At 46.1% G+C, this 17,385-nt stretch carries 16 protein-coding genes; 1 reads left to right on the forward strand and 15 read right to left on the reverse strand.

Annotation, left to right across the window (positions count from 1 at the left end; translation table 11 throughout):
• Window positions 1-2: 2 nt before the first annotated feature.
• From A6049_RS01250 to metH, 13 genes are all read right to left on the reverse strand, one after another.
• Complete coding sequence (locus tag A6049_RS01250; RefSeq protein ID WP_063562846.1) at window positions 3-833, reverse strand: CpaE/TadZ family protein; 831 nt, start codon at window positions 831-833, stop codon at window positions 3-5.
• On the reverse strand, window positions 830-1,543 hold the full coding sequence (locus A6049_RS01255) for a hypothetical protein (protein WP_063562847.1): 714 nt from the start codon (window positions 1,541-1,543) through the stop codon (window positions 830-832). The genes A6049_RS01250 and A6049_RS01255 overlap by 4 nt, the downstream gene beginning before the upstream one ends.
• Before the next feature lie 69 nt (window positions 1,544-1,612).
• The gene (locus A6049_RS01260) at window positions 1,613-2,635 is read right to left on the reverse strand and encodes an SAF domain-containing protein (protein WP_063562848.1); all 1,023 of its coding nucleotides are present in this window, start codon (window positions 2,633-2,635) and stop codon (window positions 1,613-1,615) included.
• Window positions 2,636-2,661: 26 nt separating this feature from the next.
• Window positions 2,662-4,140 carry a serine/threonine protein kinase gene (locus A6049_RS01265; protein ID WP_063562849.1) on the reverse strand — a complete coding sequence of 493 codons (1,479 nt, stop codon included), beginning with the start codon at window positions 4,138-4,140 and terminating at the stop codon, window positions 2,662-2,664.
• Between the two features lie 179 nt (window positions 4,141-4,319).
• Window positions 4,320-5,369, reverse strand: coding sequence for an SAM-dependent methyltransferase (locus A6049_RS01270; protein ID WP_063562850.1), 1,050 nt, complete (start codon window positions 5,367-5,369; stop codon window positions 4,320-4,322).
• Window positions 5,370-5,375: 6 nt separating this feature from the next.
• Complete coding sequence (locus tag A6049_RS01275) at window positions 5,376-6,155, reverse strand: ABC transporter ATP-binding protein (RefSeq protein ID WP_063562851.1); 780 nt, start codon at window positions 6,153-6,155, stop codon at window positions 5,376-5,378.
• Entirely contained in the window at window positions 6,152-6,469 is a 318-nt protein-coding gene (locus A6049_RS01280) for a thioredoxin family protein (RefSeq protein WP_053780884.1), read from the reverse strand. The genes A6049_RS01275 and A6049_RS01280 overlap by 4 nt, the downstream gene beginning before the upstream one ends.
• Window positions 6,469-6,807, reverse strand: a complete 339-nt coding sequence (locus A6049_RS01285; RefSeq protein ID WP_063562852.1) for a cyclic-phosphate processing receiver domain-containing protein — start codon at window positions 6,805-6,807, stop codon at window positions 6,469-6,471. The genes A6049_RS01280 and A6049_RS01285 overlap by 1 nt, the downstream gene beginning before the upstream one ends.
• Window positions 6,808-6,827: 20 nt before the next feature.
• Entirely contained in the window at window positions 6,828-7,676 is an 849-nt protein-coding gene (locus A6049_RS01290; protein WP_063562853.1) for a deoxyribonuclease IV, read from the reverse strand.
• On the reverse strand, window positions 7,666-8,487 hold the full coding sequence (locus A6049_RS01295) for an Fpg/Nei family DNA glycosylase (RefSeq protein WP_063562854.1): 822 nt from the start codon (window positions 8,485-8,487) through the stop codon (window positions 7,666-7,668). The genes A6049_RS01290 and A6049_RS01295 overlap by 11 nt, the downstream gene beginning before the upstream one ends.
• 7 nt (window positions 8,488-8,494) lie before the next feature.
• On the reverse strand, window positions 8,495-9,304 hold the full coding sequence (locus tag A6049_RS01300) for a TIGR01457 family HAD-type hydrolase (protein ID WP_063562855.1): 810 nt from the start codon (window positions 9,302-9,304) through the stop codon (window positions 8,495-8,497).
• 354 nt (window positions 9,305-9,658) lie between these two features.
• Window positions 9,659-10,597, reverse strand: a complete 939-nt coding sequence (gene rnz / locus A6049_RS01305) for a ribonuclease Z (RefSeq protein WP_063563199.1) — start codon at window positions 10,595-10,597, stop codon at window positions 9,659-9,661.
• A 73-nt stretch (window positions 10,598-10,670) separates the two neighbouring features.
• The gene (metH, locus tag A6049_RS01310; protein WP_063562856.1) at window positions 10,671-14,111 is read right to left on the reverse strand and encodes a methionine synthase; all 3,441 of its coding nucleotides are present in this window, start codon (window positions 14,109-14,111) and stop codon (window positions 10,671-10,673) included.
• Window positions 14,112-14,289: 178 nt separating this feature from the next.
• On the opposite strand from metH, the gene A6049_RS01315 reads away from it, so the two are divergent.
• Window positions 14,290-14,835: a cupin domain-containing protein gene (locus A6049_RS01315; RefSeq protein ID WP_063562857.1), complete on the forward strand. Its 546-nt coding sequence runs from the start codon at window positions 14,290-14,292 to the stop codon at window positions 14,833-14,835.
• An 89-nt stretch (window positions 14,836-14,924) separates the two neighbouring features.
• Here the strand turns inward: A6049_RS01315 and A6049_RS01320 are convergent, their stop codons facing one another.
• Window positions 14,925-15,599, reverse strand: coding sequence for a GntR family transcriptional regulator (locus A6049_RS01320; protein ID WP_063562858.1), 675 nt, complete (start codon window positions 15,597-15,599; stop codon window positions 14,925-14,927).
• A gap of 104 nt (window positions 15,600-15,703) precedes the next feature.
• On the reverse strand, window positions 15,704-17,335 hold the full coding sequence (locus A6049_RS01325) for an ABC transporter substrate-binding protein (RefSeq protein ID WP_063562859.1): 1,632 nt from the start codon (window positions 17,333-17,335) through the stop codon (window positions 15,704-15,706).
• Window positions 17,336-17,385 lie beyond the last annotated feature (50 nt).

The following is a 17,385-nucleotide window of genomic DNA, read 5'->3' on the forward strand; positions in this document are numbered from 1 at the left end:
GTTCAGGCTCCCCTTTCCAGCCTTTTTAGTACGGTACGCATCCCTGCCCCATCCATAATAAGACGAGCGAGTTCAGCCATACTTGCGGCAAAGCTCCCTTTACGAATATCTTTATTGTTGCTCAGACCTTCCAATTGCAAGTACGCAGCCGCATCACGACGATTGAAGGCATCCAGAAATCCGGTGGTATAAGGCAACACTGATATCGAGCCTTTGTATCGAAAACGCCGACGAATATTGGTGATGGTTGCGCGTGAATGAGGATCATACTTATTCAGCACGATGTGCAGTTTCTGATCACTCATGCTCTCGGGTCTGATTTTTTCAAAAAAATACTCCAGATCCCTCATATTTTGATTCAGGTTCACCACAACATAGTCCGCTTGATCCAGCAGAACCTGGTCACAAGTGCCTGCGCGATCTGCATCGAGAAGAACCAGATCATAATATTCATTGGCTACGTGCAGCAGCCTTTTTAATGTCTCCATATGCTCTTCTGTTGAACGTTCCAATCGATTAATTCTGCCAGTCAACAAATCCAGACGGTCATTGAGGAGCGGCTTAGTATAATCCCTCAAATTATGCTTGTTCAGACTCCCGCTGATATGCAGCCGTTCCACAGCATCCCATCCCCCCTCCTCGAATGTAAATACGGATCCCGTGTCCTCTATTTCTTTAGGTGGAAGGGCAGCTTCTGTGCTGCTCCCGACTGGACCTGTATTTACAAGCAAAATTCTTGTCCTATATTGAAGGGCCATCGCATAGGCGCCGATCAACGCACTTGAGGTGCTGCCTGTTCCTGCAAAAGGACTCCAAAACGTAATGGTGCTCATGCCCTCATCCTTTCTGCTTCTTTAATGGCCCGGCGACTCTGGACATTTTCCCATCCGGTCAACTGCTCCACTAACCTGCATAACGATTTTTTATAGTTCCGTGATAACGGCCCCAGACGTATCCGACGATGATGCTCGTTTTCCAGTTTGACTGCTGCAGTCAGTTCATCCCAAGGCAACATCAGCGATTCTCCTATCCATACAAATGGACTACCTTCCAGATACGCCCACAAATATCGAGCTTCCAGTTTGCAATCAACGGCATTAATCAAAATGCGCTGAAATGGTAGTTCTGCTGGTAGGGACTGTTCTTCAAGCAACCGCTTGAGCCAGCCTTTGCCCCTTTCCAGATTGTAACGTTCATAATCACTGACCCAGACACGGATATCTGCCGTGAGCCATAGATCACGTGACGCAAAGTGTGATGTTTCCATGTCGTAAAGGACGTAATCATAACTCTCCAATTTCTCGCCACTCGCTTCAAGATGACTCTCAACCGCTGTTGAAGTTACGAACTGACATGCGATATCAAAACCTTCAAATTCTGTAATACGCAGAGATTGCTGACTTTCCCCAACGCCGTATCCATATTTCTGCTGTAATGTTCCATCAACAAGCAAGACACGTTTACCGGAGGACGCCAGTATTTTGCAAAGGTACAGCATCAGGTCATTCTTCTCGCATAACCCAGCAAAGATCCATGTTTGCATAGCTATCGAATCTCCTTTTAATTTCTTTTAAACGTTGTTACATGAATAATAAATGGTTTTTCCTGCTTTTTACTCCCCGCCCGTCAGCAAGCTTTTCTGCTCATCCGCACTTGAAGCAGATGCTGAAGAATCATTGCTCCCTGTACCCGTCGTTCCGCCGCTACCAGAACCATCATTCCAGATGACCCCATCAGTAGATGAAGAGTTATTCGCTCCAGGGCGACTATTGTATGAAACGGAGGACTGTGCAACGTCCTGCTCCACACCTTGGGAGGGCGCTGAGATGGATGCGGCGAGTGAGCTTTCTAACGAACTCCGTACTTGCCGCGCTAACTCCACTTCAGCCCGACGTACAAGATTAGGATCACTCTCCAGCAGTTTTAACACTTCATTGTTAGCAGGGTATGTCGGGATCGCTGGTGTCTGGAACTGTGGTTCTACATAGGTTAAGGCATAGATTGAAGCTTTATGTAAATAGGCATCTACAATTGCACTTGAAAGGGATAGGATCTCCTCCTCCGTCATCGTAATCCATAGTGTAGCTGCATTTAATCTTTGGACTTTCTTTTTGGACAGGAGAATGTAGTCTTGACCCGTTGGAAACTGAATACGAATATCAATGATGTCTCCCTTAGCAAGTGAAGAAGGTAATAACACAACCTGTAGTTCACGATTCCTTAGATCCGGCGGTGCCGGGGTATCTTCATACACCATTTCAGTTGTAATGGCTGTTCCCTTTTTTAATTCTATTTTCGCCACTTGACCATCCATCTGCTTGGAGCTGGACCAAAGATTCCTTGGTGCCTGTGCATCCGGAACGGCTATGAGTTTGATATCCTCGGGCAATATCGACTCTCCTGCTTCAACATCCCGTATTGTCACCCATCCCTGTGCCCCCGAGTTCCATTGTTGCATCAATTCAGCTTCTTTTTGTTCGTAGGCTGATGAGTATCGGGCCTCCACTTCAGACCTCGTATCACTCATGGTTTTGACATTGTAAATGACATATGCCCCAAACAACAAACCGATCGCTCCTGCTCCCGTCAATCCAGCGTAAATCAGTTGGCGGCTTTGTTTTCTTAATTTAGACAAAAGAGGCTCTCCTTTCGCAATCTCTTCTAATCATGTACTCTTTTTCTTGCAAAGAATGAACGTTTCTTGGGAAGCTGCCCCATCATATGAGTCAAAATATGAGCAAAAACCTTATCCATCTGCGGTTCCCGATCAAAGGGATCGATATGTAAAGGCAGACCGTAGACACTGGAAGTGTCCAACGTTTTGCGCATGCGCTGAACGGCGTCAGCTGCTGCGAGTGGCAAGCAGTAGATCCATTTGTCTCTTGGGTACCGGTTGTGTGAACGGACAAAAGATCCAATCTCAGCTTGTCTCCATTCGGCACCGGAACCTATAACAATGGGTAAGTCAGCTCTGAGAAACTCTTCAAGCCGGTTCTGATCCTGACCACTGCCCAGATCCATCACAATGAACTGATAGCTGCCTCCCAATAAAGACAGGATGTCTGCACGTCCCGATTGTTTCCAGTAATGTACACCATCCACAGCAAACTGTCTGCTTGCTGGCACGGGTTTACCTGCATGCGCCACTTGTTGAATCCGTGCAAACGATTGGGAACGTGGCGACATCTCGATTATGGCCACTTTGAAGTTCTGCCGCTCCAGATAGTGACTGATGGCTATGGCCGTATGCGTAACCCCAACTCCGGATGATGCCCCCGTCAAAGCGATCACTCTTGTCCCTCCGCTTATCGTCACCGTCGTTTCTGAACCACCAGCCGCTATTCCCGGTCTGCGCAGCAGCTCCTTACGAACTTCATCAGCCGATTGAAAGCGCTCATTCGGATTCAGTCGCAACAACCTTCTCGCAACAGGAATATAGGTACGTGGAACATCACTGCGAATGGAGCTCTCAACTCCCTGAATCCATTCCGTATAAGTTCCACAAGTCATGAGATAGAGCAACAATGCTCCAAGCCCGTACAGGTCAGAACGCGCATCAGTCTGTCCTGAACCATATTGTTCTGGTGCAGCGAAGCCGGCCGTTCCCAATTTAACCGTATCATCGACTCTTTGTGCTTTATAGCTCCGCGCTATCCCAAAATCAATCAGTCTCACTTCATGTTCCGGTGTAATCATAATGTTGGATGGTTTCAAATCCCGATAGATGACAGGTGGGTCCAGACTGTGCAAATAACTTAATACATCCAGCAGCTGAAGCACAAACTCGGTCATATGTTCAAGCGGAATCTTCCCCCGACATTGCTTGAAATAGTCACTAAGTGTCAATCCCTCAATGTACTCCATAACAAGATAGGTATACCCCAGCTCATCCGGTACAAAAAAATCTACGATTTGCGGTAATCTGGGATGCCTCAGAGATGTAAGAAGAGCAGCTTCTGACTCCATACTGCCTTCGTATGGCATCGCCGTCACGCTTTCTTTGATCGCCCAGGTTTTGCCTGGCAACTTCAAATCCTCTGCTTCATATACATGACTCATTCCACCCGAACCGAGAATGGACACAATACGGTACCTTCCCCCCAGCAGGCTTCCACGCTCGAGCCTAGCCGGATGTCTCATATAGACTCCTCCTTGTGTGCATAACAAAAAAGGGAAAGCTTCACCGAAGCGGAACAGACCGGATATCCGGACTCTTCACTTCGGGATGCTTTCCCTCAACTTGTTATGGTTAATATTGGTATCATTATAGTATAGGCAATAAGGTATTGTAAAGCATAAAGTTTAATGCCTTTAATAACTTAATACTTAATCATATATAGCGTGATTTCTTCACGGTTGTGAAACAACTGTTTGGAACGCTGAATCTGCATCCGGGAGCGCTCAAATGTATCGATGACTTCTTTAATCAAAGCGAGCGGCTTCTTATGCAATAACTTCACCGTTACAACTGCTGTTCCCCCTGATTGAAGACTGTATAACAGATCCGATATAAGACGGCTCATCAGCTTGGGGCTCCAGCTCATATCACATACGAGCAGATCAAATTCCCCTTCGCGGAAACGTACATCACCGGCATTTTTTTTCAAAAAGGTCAGTTTGGGCGATTCCAGCAGGGTCGCATCCATCTTGGCCGGATCAACAGCTGTAACTTCAAGCCCGCGCTCAAGCAGGAAAGAGGTCCATCCACCTGGTGCAGCACCGATGTCCAATGCTTTGTGAAAAGAAGTAAAGTCGATGCCAAATGTCTGCTCCGCTTCAAGCAATTTGAATTTGGCGCGGGAGATTTGCCCCTCTTCCTTCTGAAAACGAACTGCTCCGCCACTCCAGTCCGACAGATTTTGATCAGGTCTGGATACACCGGCATATAACATGTCATCTGTTACGAAGACAGATATAACATGATCCGCATCACGAACAACCCACTCACACCCAAGATCATCCAGCTTCTCAGTCAATAGCTGTTTCAAAGAAGCAGCGTTCTCCTGCCAGAAGGCACCTTCGGTTTTACGAACTTGTAATGTAACTTTAGTGCCTGTTAACTCCGTATGGTTCAACACATATGAAATCAATTTTTCCATTGCTTGCGCTGAATCTTCCGTATTTTCCTGAAATTGAACAGGTTGAATATGACGTAAAAACGTCGGGCTTTCTTCCAAAAGCTTGATCGCTACCTCTTCTTCCGCAATCGGAAGACCGGCAAGCAGAATCTCACCTGGTACGAGTACCGTGCTCTTTACTGCCCCGAACGTACGGCGCAATTCCTCCTGAGCATAGGGCGCAAAACCATGATTGGCTGTGCAAATAAAACGGGAGAAGTCTCCTTCACCCCAAGATGACTGTGTACTCAAAATGTGTTACCCTCCAGAACGTACGCGAATCCAGGGACGTCCATCATCCCACTGGATATCAACCGGAACATCGTACGTATGCTTAATTGTATCTTGTGTTAAAACTTCATGTTTGGGCCCTGCCGCAGCAATACGTCCATCGCGGATCAAGGCCACGTGTGTGAACAAAGGTACGATCTCTTCGACGTGATGAGTCACATAAACGACAGTGATATTTCGCTTACGCAGTCGATCAATTTCGGCCAACATTTTCTCGCGTTCATACAGATCGAGTCCGGCACAAGGCTCGTCCATAATCAGCAATTTGGGATCTGCCATCAATGAACGAGCCAGCATCACTTTTTTGCGTTCTCCTTGAGAAAGGGTGCCGAGCGAATGATTAGCCAGTTTTGCAAAGCCCATTTCATCAAGCAGGTTCAATGCTTTGGCCTTCACATCATCCGGGATCGTTTGATAGAAACGCAAAAAAGCATAAGCTCCTGTTGCGACAACTTCCCACACCGGATCTCGAGGTGTCAGTTTCTCAATCAATGTCTGACTGATATAACCAATTTCTTTCCGAACCTCCCGCACATCACATTGACCATACAGATTGCCCAATACTTCAATGCGCCCCTGACTTGGAAACATATATCCATTCATCATTTCCAGCAGCGTTGTTTTACCTGAACCATTACGCCCAAGAATCACCCAATGCTCGCCTTCTTTAACATGCAGATCAACGTCATCCAGAATCTGATTGTCTTCCCTTCTAAGAGAGACATGCTCCATCGAGATTACACTCATTTTAGCACCGCCTTTCGGATTTCCCCTAACAGATGCTCGACAGAGTTCATCCGATAAACCATTCTGGGCACATCATGTTCTCCATCAAACAGCATAACCGCAGGCACGCTCGAAATCTGAAACTGCTGTACAAGTTCCGGGATATCGTGAATATTCATCTCGGTCAAAATCCCTTCGGGCAGCAAATGTTCGGCGATCTCAAGCATTCGACGCGCTGCTGCACAAGTTCCGCATAGCGGGGTATAGATAAATACAGCCTGAGGCATGCCTTCCCATACACCACGCATTAACATTTTGGTCGTAATCGGCTTCATCAGCTTTCTTCTCCCGCAGCAACTCGCAGCATAACCTCGCCCGACATCGGACCATTATGGACGGTAACAGAGTCTGGTTTATTGCTGTACAACAATTCGTACATCTGACGTTTGCCATACATGCTGGACGTGTGCAAATAGATCTGGCGTGGAAACAAACCTTCCCGGACGATCGAAGCAGCAACTTCTCCGCCATTCGGTGAATCTGGACCCAGTTCAAAATCCAGGGATAGAATGTCCACGTCACCTTCTCTAAGCAGCATCAGGCATTCTTCTGCATTGGTAGCCAGAACAAACCCTTTCGGACATGCCCGGTAATCATCCAAAAAAACATGCATTACAATCGCTCCTCTCCCATTTAAAGCCAGGAACGCATGAGTTCAATGTCACCACGGTGTGTTCCATCTTCGCCTGATTCTGTTTCCAGGACAACTACCGCTTGCTGAAATTCAGGCGCACATAACAGTTCCTGCATGGCTTTTTTCCCTATATAACCCTGTCCAATCCGTGCATGTCTGTCCTTGCATGAACCGGAAGGATATTTCGAATCATTAAAGTGAACAGCCGCAAGAGCATCCCAGAATCCCAGCAGTCTGCCTTTCTCCAGCATGGATGCCTCATTGCCTGACGTCCACATGCCTGAAGCAAAAGCATGACACGTGTCAAAACAAAAAGCAATATGTTCAGGATACCGGCTTAGCTTACGAATCTGTATCAACTCTTCCATCGTCGTACCCATGGGACCATGATCCCCAGCCTGATTTTCAAGCAGAACCTTAGCCTGTCCATCCCAATCTGCTAAAGCGGCATCCAGACAGGATATGAGATTCTGATATCCTTCAAGTGGTTCATTGCTCTTGAGATGTCCAAAATGGACTACAGTCCCTACTGAACCGCAGGCATCTGCAATATGCAGATCATTTTGTATCGATGCGATGGTTGCATGAAAACCCGCCTCTCCTCGGGTTTTGCCCAAAGCTGGATTCGTGGGATAGGGTGAGTGGGCAATGGAAGATATCCCCTGCTTCTCACACCAATCCCGACACTGTTCAGCATCTTTGAGGTCCAGTTCTTTCAAGCCAAGGCTCCGCGGGTTCTTCGGAAAATATTGAAATGCCGTAGCCCCCATCTCATATGCTCGCTTGGCTGCCTGAAGAAATCCACCTCTGGTGCTGACATGTGCCCCGATTCCACTTTTAAGCCTCATGCTGGCAATCCGGACAGAAGAAAGCCTTCTTGCCCGTAATTTCCACGCGAGCTATCGTTCCCCCACAACGAGGACAAGTTTCCCCTTCACGATCATACACTCGGCACTGCTCGTCAAAACTTCCCGTCTTGGTATCTCCCTGCATCAACGGCATTTCCATATAACCGCCTTCCGAGGCAGCTTCCCGCAACACGGATTGCACAGAATGGTACAAACGTGCTGTGAGTTCAGACGAAGCAGCAATATTTTGCGTCTTGGAGCTTGGTCTCAGGCCTGCTGCAAATGCAATCTCATCCGAATAACAATTTCCGATTCCAGCAATAATGTGTTGATTAACCAGTGTAGTTTTGAGTGTACCCCGGCGTCCTTTCAACAGGGCAGCAAAACGTTCTGCATTCATGCGCCGATCAAGAGGTTCAGGTCCAAGGTCAGACATGGCCTCTTCCGTCTCTTTGGAAGTAAGCAGATGCAGATATCCTAAACGGAGCCCGATAAAGAATAAAGTATATTCTCCAAACTGAATTTCCACTTGAGTGGAACGATCAGGGCGTTCAGCTTCTGTACCCCAGAAAATCATTCCGCCCAGCATAAGGTGCAGCACAAGCCGCTTACCATTAGCCAGATGAAAAATCAAATGTTTGGCCCGGCGCTCTACAAATATGATACGATTGCCTGTCAGTTCACGGGTGAACACATCAGGATCAGTATTAATCGACTTTTCACGGTTAACCACCACACCTGTAATCGGCAAATCGAGTATTTTCTCGGACAGCAAGGTCCGGTAGTTTTCCATTTCCGGCAATTCCGGCATCGTACATCTACCCCTTCTTGGATGCTTGGCTTGTCGTCTGCGACAGCCACTCAATCAGTTTATGCAAATCTTCAAACACATGATCAGGACGAACCTTGGTCGCCTGGATGTGGCTATCCATATTGTCCCGTGTCGTTATTCCAGTAAGAACCAGCAGGGTCTCGCAACCCGCAGCTGCTCCTGCCGCAATATCTGTACGCATATTGTCTCCGATTACAGCAACTTCATCAGACTTTAAGTTCAATCGGCTAATAGCCGACTTCATAATAATACTTGACGGTTTGCCAATGACGGTAGGATGAACTCCGGTTGCTGCTTCTATCGCTGCCCCAATCGTCCCCGCTCCCGGCGTAAGCCCATCATCAGAAGGTAGCTGCAAATCAGGATTGGTCATGACAGATTTAGAACCGCCATTGATCCAGCGAAGCGCTTTGGTCAATTTATGATAGGAAAATTCACGATCAATTCCTTGTATAACGTAATCAGGTTCATCATCTGTTAGTGTAAGCCCTGCAGCTTCTATCGCTTGCAAAAGCCCTTCTTCTCCGATACAAGCCACTTTCGCACCCGGAGACTCTTGTGCCACGTATTCCGCAGCCGCCACCGCAGAAGTACATACCTGAGATGCATCAGCGGGGATACCCATCCCGTTCAGATGATCTGCCACACCTTGTGGTGTACGAGAAGAATTATTAGTCACAAATAAATAAGGCATGCCTTGTTCATTCAATGTCTGAATAAGCTTATCGGCTCCTTCGATACGATGTCTGCCATGATAGAGCGTACCATCCAGGTCGATCAGATAGGCCTTAATCATATACAGCACTTCCTTTCTTTATTCCATTAACATTTCATGTCCTTAACCATTTGCATCGAACTTCAATGCTAACCTATGTATACAGTACATAAAAATGGCTTGCTCGCATCTGCACGCAACACGTCGAACCGAATCGAACACGGACGTCTAGCCCCGCGCGTCTTCTGTACAAGCTTGTCATTTCCTGCGCTTTCCCGGAAAATAATTGAATGATTTCCCTGCTCATATTGCCCATCCTACACGCTTTCCGGCCAGATTGCAAAAGGGACCTCGGGAGTAACTTCCCCTCAGTCCCGTGCAATTAACGGCTTGTTCTCCCGTCTTGTTTGGCTGTACTGTTTCGCACATCCAACATTAGGATTCGCTCTTACGGTGAACAACTGGAATCAGCTCGTGTTCAATCGCAAGTTTCGTATTTGGGAATATCGACTGTGCTTCTTCCAGAAGTGGCTGCAACTGATCCTCATCTTTGTAGCGAGAGCTAAAATGGGTCATGATCAGCTGTCCTGCATCTGCCGCTCTCGCCGCCTCAGCCGCTTGCTTCGAAGTACTATGATAGTACTCATGAGCCGTATCAGCCAAATCATGCAGAAACGTGGCTTCGTGTACAAGAACATCCGCATTTATTGCAAGTGGCTGTACATTGTTACATGGGCGCGTATCTCCCAAGATGGTAATGACCATCCCTCGCTTGGGTGCACCCAACACATCTTCTGGGCGAAGGAAGTCCCCGTTGTCGAGGGTAATCGTTTCTCCCCGCTTCAAGCGACCAAATAGCGGCCCCGGCTTCAAGCCATACTCAGCCAGTTTTGCAGGGTCCAAGCTGCCTGGACGATCCTTTTCGGTAATCCGATACCCGTAACTGTCGATACGATGTTCCAGCAACGCAGATTCCACAATGAAGCTCTCATCTTCGAAAAGCACTCCGCCTGTATGTTCTACAATGCTTAGATCATAGTTTAGACGTGACTGGCTCAGCTCCATAGTTGTCATGATCATTCGTTCAGTTCCTGGCGGACCATACACCGTTAACGGTGTAGTGCCACCCTGATATGCTCTGCTGGAGAGCAGACCTGGAAGTCCAAATACATGATCTCCATGTAAATGGGTGATAAATATTTTCTCCAATTTGCTCAATTTAAGCGGAGAACTTAAAATCTGATGCTGGGTTCCTTCCCCGCAGTCAAACAACCACAATGCTCTGCGCTCATCCAACATGCGCAGCCCTATGGAAGTTACATTCCGCTGAAGCGTAGGTACACCAGCGTTAGTTCCCAGGAAATATAGTTCCATCTGGATCGCACCTCTTTCTGCTGCCAGCAAAAAGCCTCCGACAATGCGGAGGGCTTTGCCTGACCTTTTACTTTTAAGCCTTCTCCACGTTAAAATACTTCGCTTGCGGATGGCTGAATACCATCGCCGATACGGATGCTTCAGGTTCCATCATGAAACCTTCAGTCAGTTCCACACCAATATCCTCAGGCTGTAACAACTTAAACAGTGGCCCTTGGTCTTCCAAATCGGGACAGGCCGGATATCCAAACGATACCCTGATTCCCTGATAGCGTGCCCCATGACGTTGCTTCATGGTCATCTGTGCTGAATCCGGAAATCCCCAGATATCTCTCATCATATGATGAACCCGCTCAGCTAATCCCTCTGCTACTTCAAGCGCTACGGATTGCAGAGCATGTGAGCGAAGATAATCACCTTGCTCCTTCCAAGCTGTCGATAACTCCCTTACACCGTGCCCAGCCGTTACGACCATGAAACCAACGTAATCCATTTGTCCAGATTCCACTGGCTTCAAGAAATCGGACAGACACAGGTATGGTTCAACTTTTTGACGAGGGAACGTAAATGTATGCAAGATATTACTTGTATTCTCCGGGTCATAGATGATGACGCTGTTACCGCTGGACTGAGCCGGGAAGAAACGATACATCGCATGCGCCTGAATAATCCCGTCACGAACAGCTTCCTGCATAATATCATCCACTACCGCTTTCAGGTCAGTGGCTTTCCGATCACCCGAAGCAAGCAGCTGCTCTACTGAGCCACGCAAACCAAGATGGTGACCTAGCAACATCTGCATGTTCACATACGGTAATATGTGTGATAGTGGATAGTTCCGCATAACATGTCGCTCCAGATCCGGTGGAACGAGAACCGGGTTGTCTATTGCGATATCCGAACGCTCTACCCGAGTTAGCTCAGGAAGGGATTTAACAGTATCTGCGCCAGCTGCGTCAGCCTCTTTTTCAGCGTCCATCTCCAACTGCATCACTTCTCGAGTGCTTGGGTTCATCAGCTTGTTGGCCAAATCCAGACCGTCCATCGCATCTTTTGCATATACAACCATGCCGTTATATTCCGGGCGTATACGGTTCTTGGTGAATTTGCGCGTCAATGCCGCTCCGCCAACCATAATAGGCACATCAATACCTGCTGTGCGTAAGTCCTGAGCTGTAAGAATCATCTGTTGCGCCGATTTTACCAACAGACCGGATAGACCGATCGCATCGACTTTCTCTTCTCTGTATGCCTCAATAATTCGCTCTGGTGGTACTTTTATACCCAAATTAATGATCCGGTAACCGTTATTGGAAAGGATGATCTCCACCAGGTTTTTGCCGATGTCGTGTACGTCGCCCTTAACCGTCGCTAGAATAATCTTTCCTTTAACTGACGTCTCATTCTTCTCCATGAACTGTTCCAAATAAGCTACCGAAGCCTTCATAACTTCTGCGCTCTGAAGCACTTCTGCTACGATCAGCTCATTATTGTTAAACAGTCGCCCTACTTCTTCCATGCCCCGCATCAACGGGCCATTGATTACTTCAAGGGCTTTATATTTGGTGAGTGCCTGCTCCAGATCGGGCAGCAAACCTTCTTTGCTTCCTTCAACAACATACGATGCGAGACGTTCTTCCAACGACAGGTTCGAAATCTTTTCTTTTTTCTCAACCTTTTTGTTACGGAACGCCGCTACGAAGGCAGCTAGTGTTTCGTCATTCGTATTATATAACAGCTCTTCCGAGAGTCTGCGCTCTTCTGCCGGAATGGATGCATAACGCTCTAGCTTCTCTGTGTTAACGATGGCATAATCGAGACCTGCTTTGGTACACTCATATAAAAATACAGAGTTTAGCACTTCACGCCCTGCTTCAGGCAATCCAAATGAAATGTTACTGATTCCCAGTATCGTATGACATTCAGGCATCGCTTCTTTAATGACACGAATACCTTCGATTGTTTCTTTGGCCGAACCGATATACTGTTCATCGCCCGTCCCTACTGGAAACACCAGGGTATCAAAAATCAGGTCTTCTGCTTTTAATCCATATTTGTTCACCAGCAAATCGTAAGACCGCTTGGCTACCTCCAGCTTGTCCTCACGACTAATGGCTTGACCGCGTTCATCAATCGTTCCGACAACGACAGCACCGCCGTATTTATGCAACAACGGAGTGACCAGCTCGAACTTTTCCTCGCCGTCCTCAAGGTTAATGGAGTTAATTATCGCTTTACCTTGAGAGTATTGCAGTGCAAGGTCGATGACGGCTGCATCTGTCGTATCAATCATCAGTGGCACCTTTACTTTTTTGACAACAAGTTCAAGGAACTTCTCCATGTCTTCGGCTTCTTCACGGTCCGGGTCTTGAACACAAACGTCGACAACATGTGCCCCATTTTTCACCTGAGCCCGAGCAATTTCCGAAGCTTCTTCATATTTCCCTTCAACAATAAGACGCTTGAATTTCCGTGATCCAAGTACGTTCGTACGTTCCCCAACCATGTAAGGGCGATTGTCCTGTTCAACGTAGACTGGATCAATTCCCGACAATGCTGGTGGATGTGTTCCGTTCATTTCTCTTGGAGGGTACTTGGCAAGTGTATCCCGCATTGCCCGAATATGTGCAGGTGTTGTTCCACAACAGCCACCCGCGATGTTCAACCAGCCCTGTTCGGCAAAAGCACCGATCTTCTGAGCAAGCGATTCAGGCGATTCATGGTAATTACCATTTTCATCCGGAAGCCCTGCATTTGGATAACAACTTACTGCAACTGAAGCCATTCCGGAAAGCGAGCGAATATGGTCACGCATGAATTCCGGACCTGTAGCACAGTTTAGTCCCACTGAAATTGGGTTAAGGTGTTCTAGGGATATATAAAAAGACTCAATGTTCTGACCAGCGAGGGTTGTACCCATCGGTTCGATCGTTCCTGAGATCATCAAAGGAAGCTTGATACCACTTTGTTCGAATGCCTGTTGAATTCCAATGCTACCTGCTTTTACATTAAGCGTATCTTGTGAGGTTTCGAGCAGCAGCGCATCAACGCCTCCCTCAATTAAAGCAAGCGCTTGCTCAAAATAACTGTCGATGAGCTCTTGAAAAGTTACTCCACCTGTTACTGACAGTGTTTTGGTTGTAGGTCCCATGGCACCTACCACATAACGTGGAGACTCCGGTGTCGAAAATCGATCCACGGCCGCTTTTGCAATTCTGGCTGCTTCGAGATTAATTTCACGTGCACGGTCCTGAATGTCATATTCAGCAAGTACAACAGAAGTTGCACCAAACGTATTTGTTTCAATTAAGTCAGCACCGGCTTCCAGATATTCCTCATGAATACGCTGGATTAGCTCTGGACGTGTAAGTACAAGCATTTCATTACAACCATCCAGGTCTTCTCCGCCAAAATCTGCGCCTGTGAGATCTACTTGTTGAATCATGGTCCCCATTGCACCGTCGAGGATCAATATTCGTTGTTTTAATGCATCATGTAGGCTAAGCTTATCCAATATCGTCACCTCCGCAAAACGTTAAATCTTAGTTTAACAGAAACTAACTTAATGTGAAAGATCGGGTTTGATCAGTCCCCTGGCGGTTTTTATGAAGGTAGAATGAATTTGTGAATCGACAAAAATAGCGGAATCCGATATAATAGCGATTAAACCAAGTGGAAAAGAGGGAAAGAACATGGCTGAAATTGTAATCCGAAATACGAACGAACGTATCACTGGAGACGAAAATGTTCGAAATTTCTTAAACAAATATGAAGTACTATTTGAAAAATGGGACGCGTCCAAATTAAAAACTGATCTGCAAAACAACTTTGGACTCACCGATGAACAAAAAGAAGAAGTACTAAACACATTTGACTATGAAATCAGAGACTTGGCTGCACGTCGCGGGTACCAAATCTGGGATGTAATCACGCTGTCTGAACAAACACCAGATATTGAAGAGAAGCTTGCTAAATTTGAAGAGATTCATACTCATGCTGAAGATGAAATCCGCGCAATTGTAGCCGGCAAAGGAATCTTTGTCATCAAAGCTACAGATGATGTAGGTTACTTTAATGTAGAATTGTCTCCTGGAGACGTTATCTCGGTACCTGAGAACACCCCACACTTCTTCACTTTGATGGAGAACAAACAAATCATTGCCGTGCGTCTGTTTATTGAAAAAGATGGCTGGATCGCAGATCCTTACCCAGATCCAACGTTTATCAAACAAGCCTAATAAGCAAATTCTATTATTTGCTCAACAAACCCCTGTTCAATTCGAACAGGGGTTTCTGCATATTCAGATAGTATACAACATTAGATGTTCTATATAAAATAATGTGGATATTTTGCCTTCATCTTCTCTTGTTCAACAACAACTAGTCTGAGATGAGCTTCCATAACCTCAACAGCTCGCTCGGTTTCACGTTCCGTGATAAGTCGGTATATTTCTTTATGTTGTGAAATAATAACCTCTGCATCGGAATCTTCAGACAAGCGTAATAAACGAAGGCGATTAAAGGGAATATTGAGCTGCTGTAGCATTTTCCAACTTCTCATTTTTCCTGTGCCTTGAAACAATATCTGATGAAATTCTTCATCCAGTTCAAAAAGCCGATAGAAATTATTTTTCCCTATACATACTTCCTGCATGGCAATATTGGTTTCAAGTCTGAATCTGAATTCTTCCGGAAAAGAAGCACAAGCCAGAGTGACAATTTCCTTCTCCATCTTCTCTCTCATAAACCGGCCTTCTTCAACATGCTCCAGATTAATATGGGAGACAATAGTTCCACTCTGTGGAATGATATCCAGTAATTCTTCCTCGGCAAGCTTCATGAAAGCTTCACGTACTGGCGTTCTGCTTACTTGCAACTCATCCGCAATTTCCTTCTCGGAAATCTTGGTACCAGGCTCAAGTTCAAGGTGCAGAATTCGTTCCTTTATCAGATTGTATGAATAAGCCCGGGTCGAACCTCTAATCTTTTGATTAAGTGACATTCCTTAACCTCTTCCTCTCAGCCATATTCATCCATCTTAGCACAATTTGCCGTTCCACTTAAATTCCCTAAATGAAACGGCAATGGGCAAATTTCAGTTTACATCTATTGTTGCTTGTTTTCTTTGTACTTCTTATATGTGTCATTGGAAAGCTGCATATACTGAGGCAAGCCTTGGCTCTCCAGCTCTTTTACAAATGCATCAAACTCAGAAAGTTTGCGTTCTCCCAAAATGAATTTAAGCGTATTTTGATCCGAGAAATCCTTAAGCGGTGTGCTAAGCAGTGTCACCTGTTCACGATCGATATCCGAGTAAGGAATTGGAGGCTCCGCAGGAACCACTTCTTTGATATCTTTCATGTCTTGCTGGAATTTCAGTTCTTCCTCACTAAACATGGAGTGCAACAAATCTGTGGTTCCTCCATAGGCAAACACACCACCGGAGAATCCATAGTCGATGCGCAAGTCCTTTGTGCCTTTTGGATTCAATCCGTTATAGTTCACATCTTCGGCCAACTTACGAACGCCGTCTTTTTTGGTGAAGGTTTCGCCTTCAACACCCCATTTAGCAAATTCCTGACCTTCATCACTATAATATAACCAGTCAATAAATTGCATGGTTGCTTTAAAGTTTTCGCTGTCTTTAATTTTCCCGGAAATCATGACACCGTTTTCAAGTCTGGAGCCAGACATCAGTTGGCCTTTTGGACCACCAGGGACCGTAATTTTGGCGATGGAGAAATTCCCTTCTCCCAATGTTTTATTCATGTCATTACGGTGCAGTACTAACGTTTGCGAGTTACCATTAATCATGAATGATTTTCCAGAAACAAACTTTTGAATAGCCTGGTCATCGTCCTGGGTGAAGCTTTCTTTATCCAGCAGCCCCTCCGATACAAGCTTGTTAAAGTAAGTTAACATTTCCTTGTATTCCGGCGTAGTCGAAGTGTATACAAATTCATCCTGATCTTCTTTATACGTTAAACCATTGCCAAATCCCCACCCAGCTTTCGTTCCAAAACTGGTAGCAGCAATATTCAAGGTACTGTTAAATTGGAAACGATCTGAGAACGGAACGGAATCTGGATAGATTTCTTTTAGCTTTTTGGCGGCATCATACAATTCGTCCCATGTCTTTGGAATGGCAATGTTATTTTTCTCAAAAATATCAGTTCTCACAATAAGGGTATAGTCCGGCCAAACCTCTTCATGTAAACCTGGGAGTACATAATATTTCCCATCTTCTTGTCGAAGACCCTCAAGTTCATCCTGAAGTCCCCATTTCTCAACCTTATCTTTGAAATTGGGCATCAAATCAACATAGTCACTCACTGGCAAAATCGCACCAGAGGATACAAAAGCAGATTCTTCACCCGGATAAGTTTTCGGAATAACCAGAGGGGCATCTCCAGAGCTGATCAGAAGGGATCTTTTCTGGGGATAGTCACTCATCGGAACGATGGTAGGCTCCAGCGTGACTCCTGTTCTTTCCGTGATTTTTTGGAACAGGAGCCAATCCTTTTTGTACGGGTATGCTGGCTGGTCGCTGTACAGAATAGATAGATTAAATGGTTCAGCGGCTTTGAAGGTCTCTCCTACACCATAGGATTCCATGGCCCCCTTGGATTCTGGTTCAACTTTCTCTCCACCAGCACCGTTGCTACATGCTGCCAGAACGACACTCATCATTGTTGCCAATACCATCTTGCCTACAAGCTTACGTGGTCTATGTTTCATTCAATTCTCCCCCTGCATGTGGTTTAGATTGGCCTTACAATCAAGATGTT

Origin of the sequence: Paenibacillus sp. O199, assembly GCF_001636635.1 — a bacterium.
Taxonomy (GTDB): Bacteria; Bacillota; Bacilli; order Paenibacillales; family Paenibacillaceae; genus Paenibacillus; species Paenibacillus marchantiae.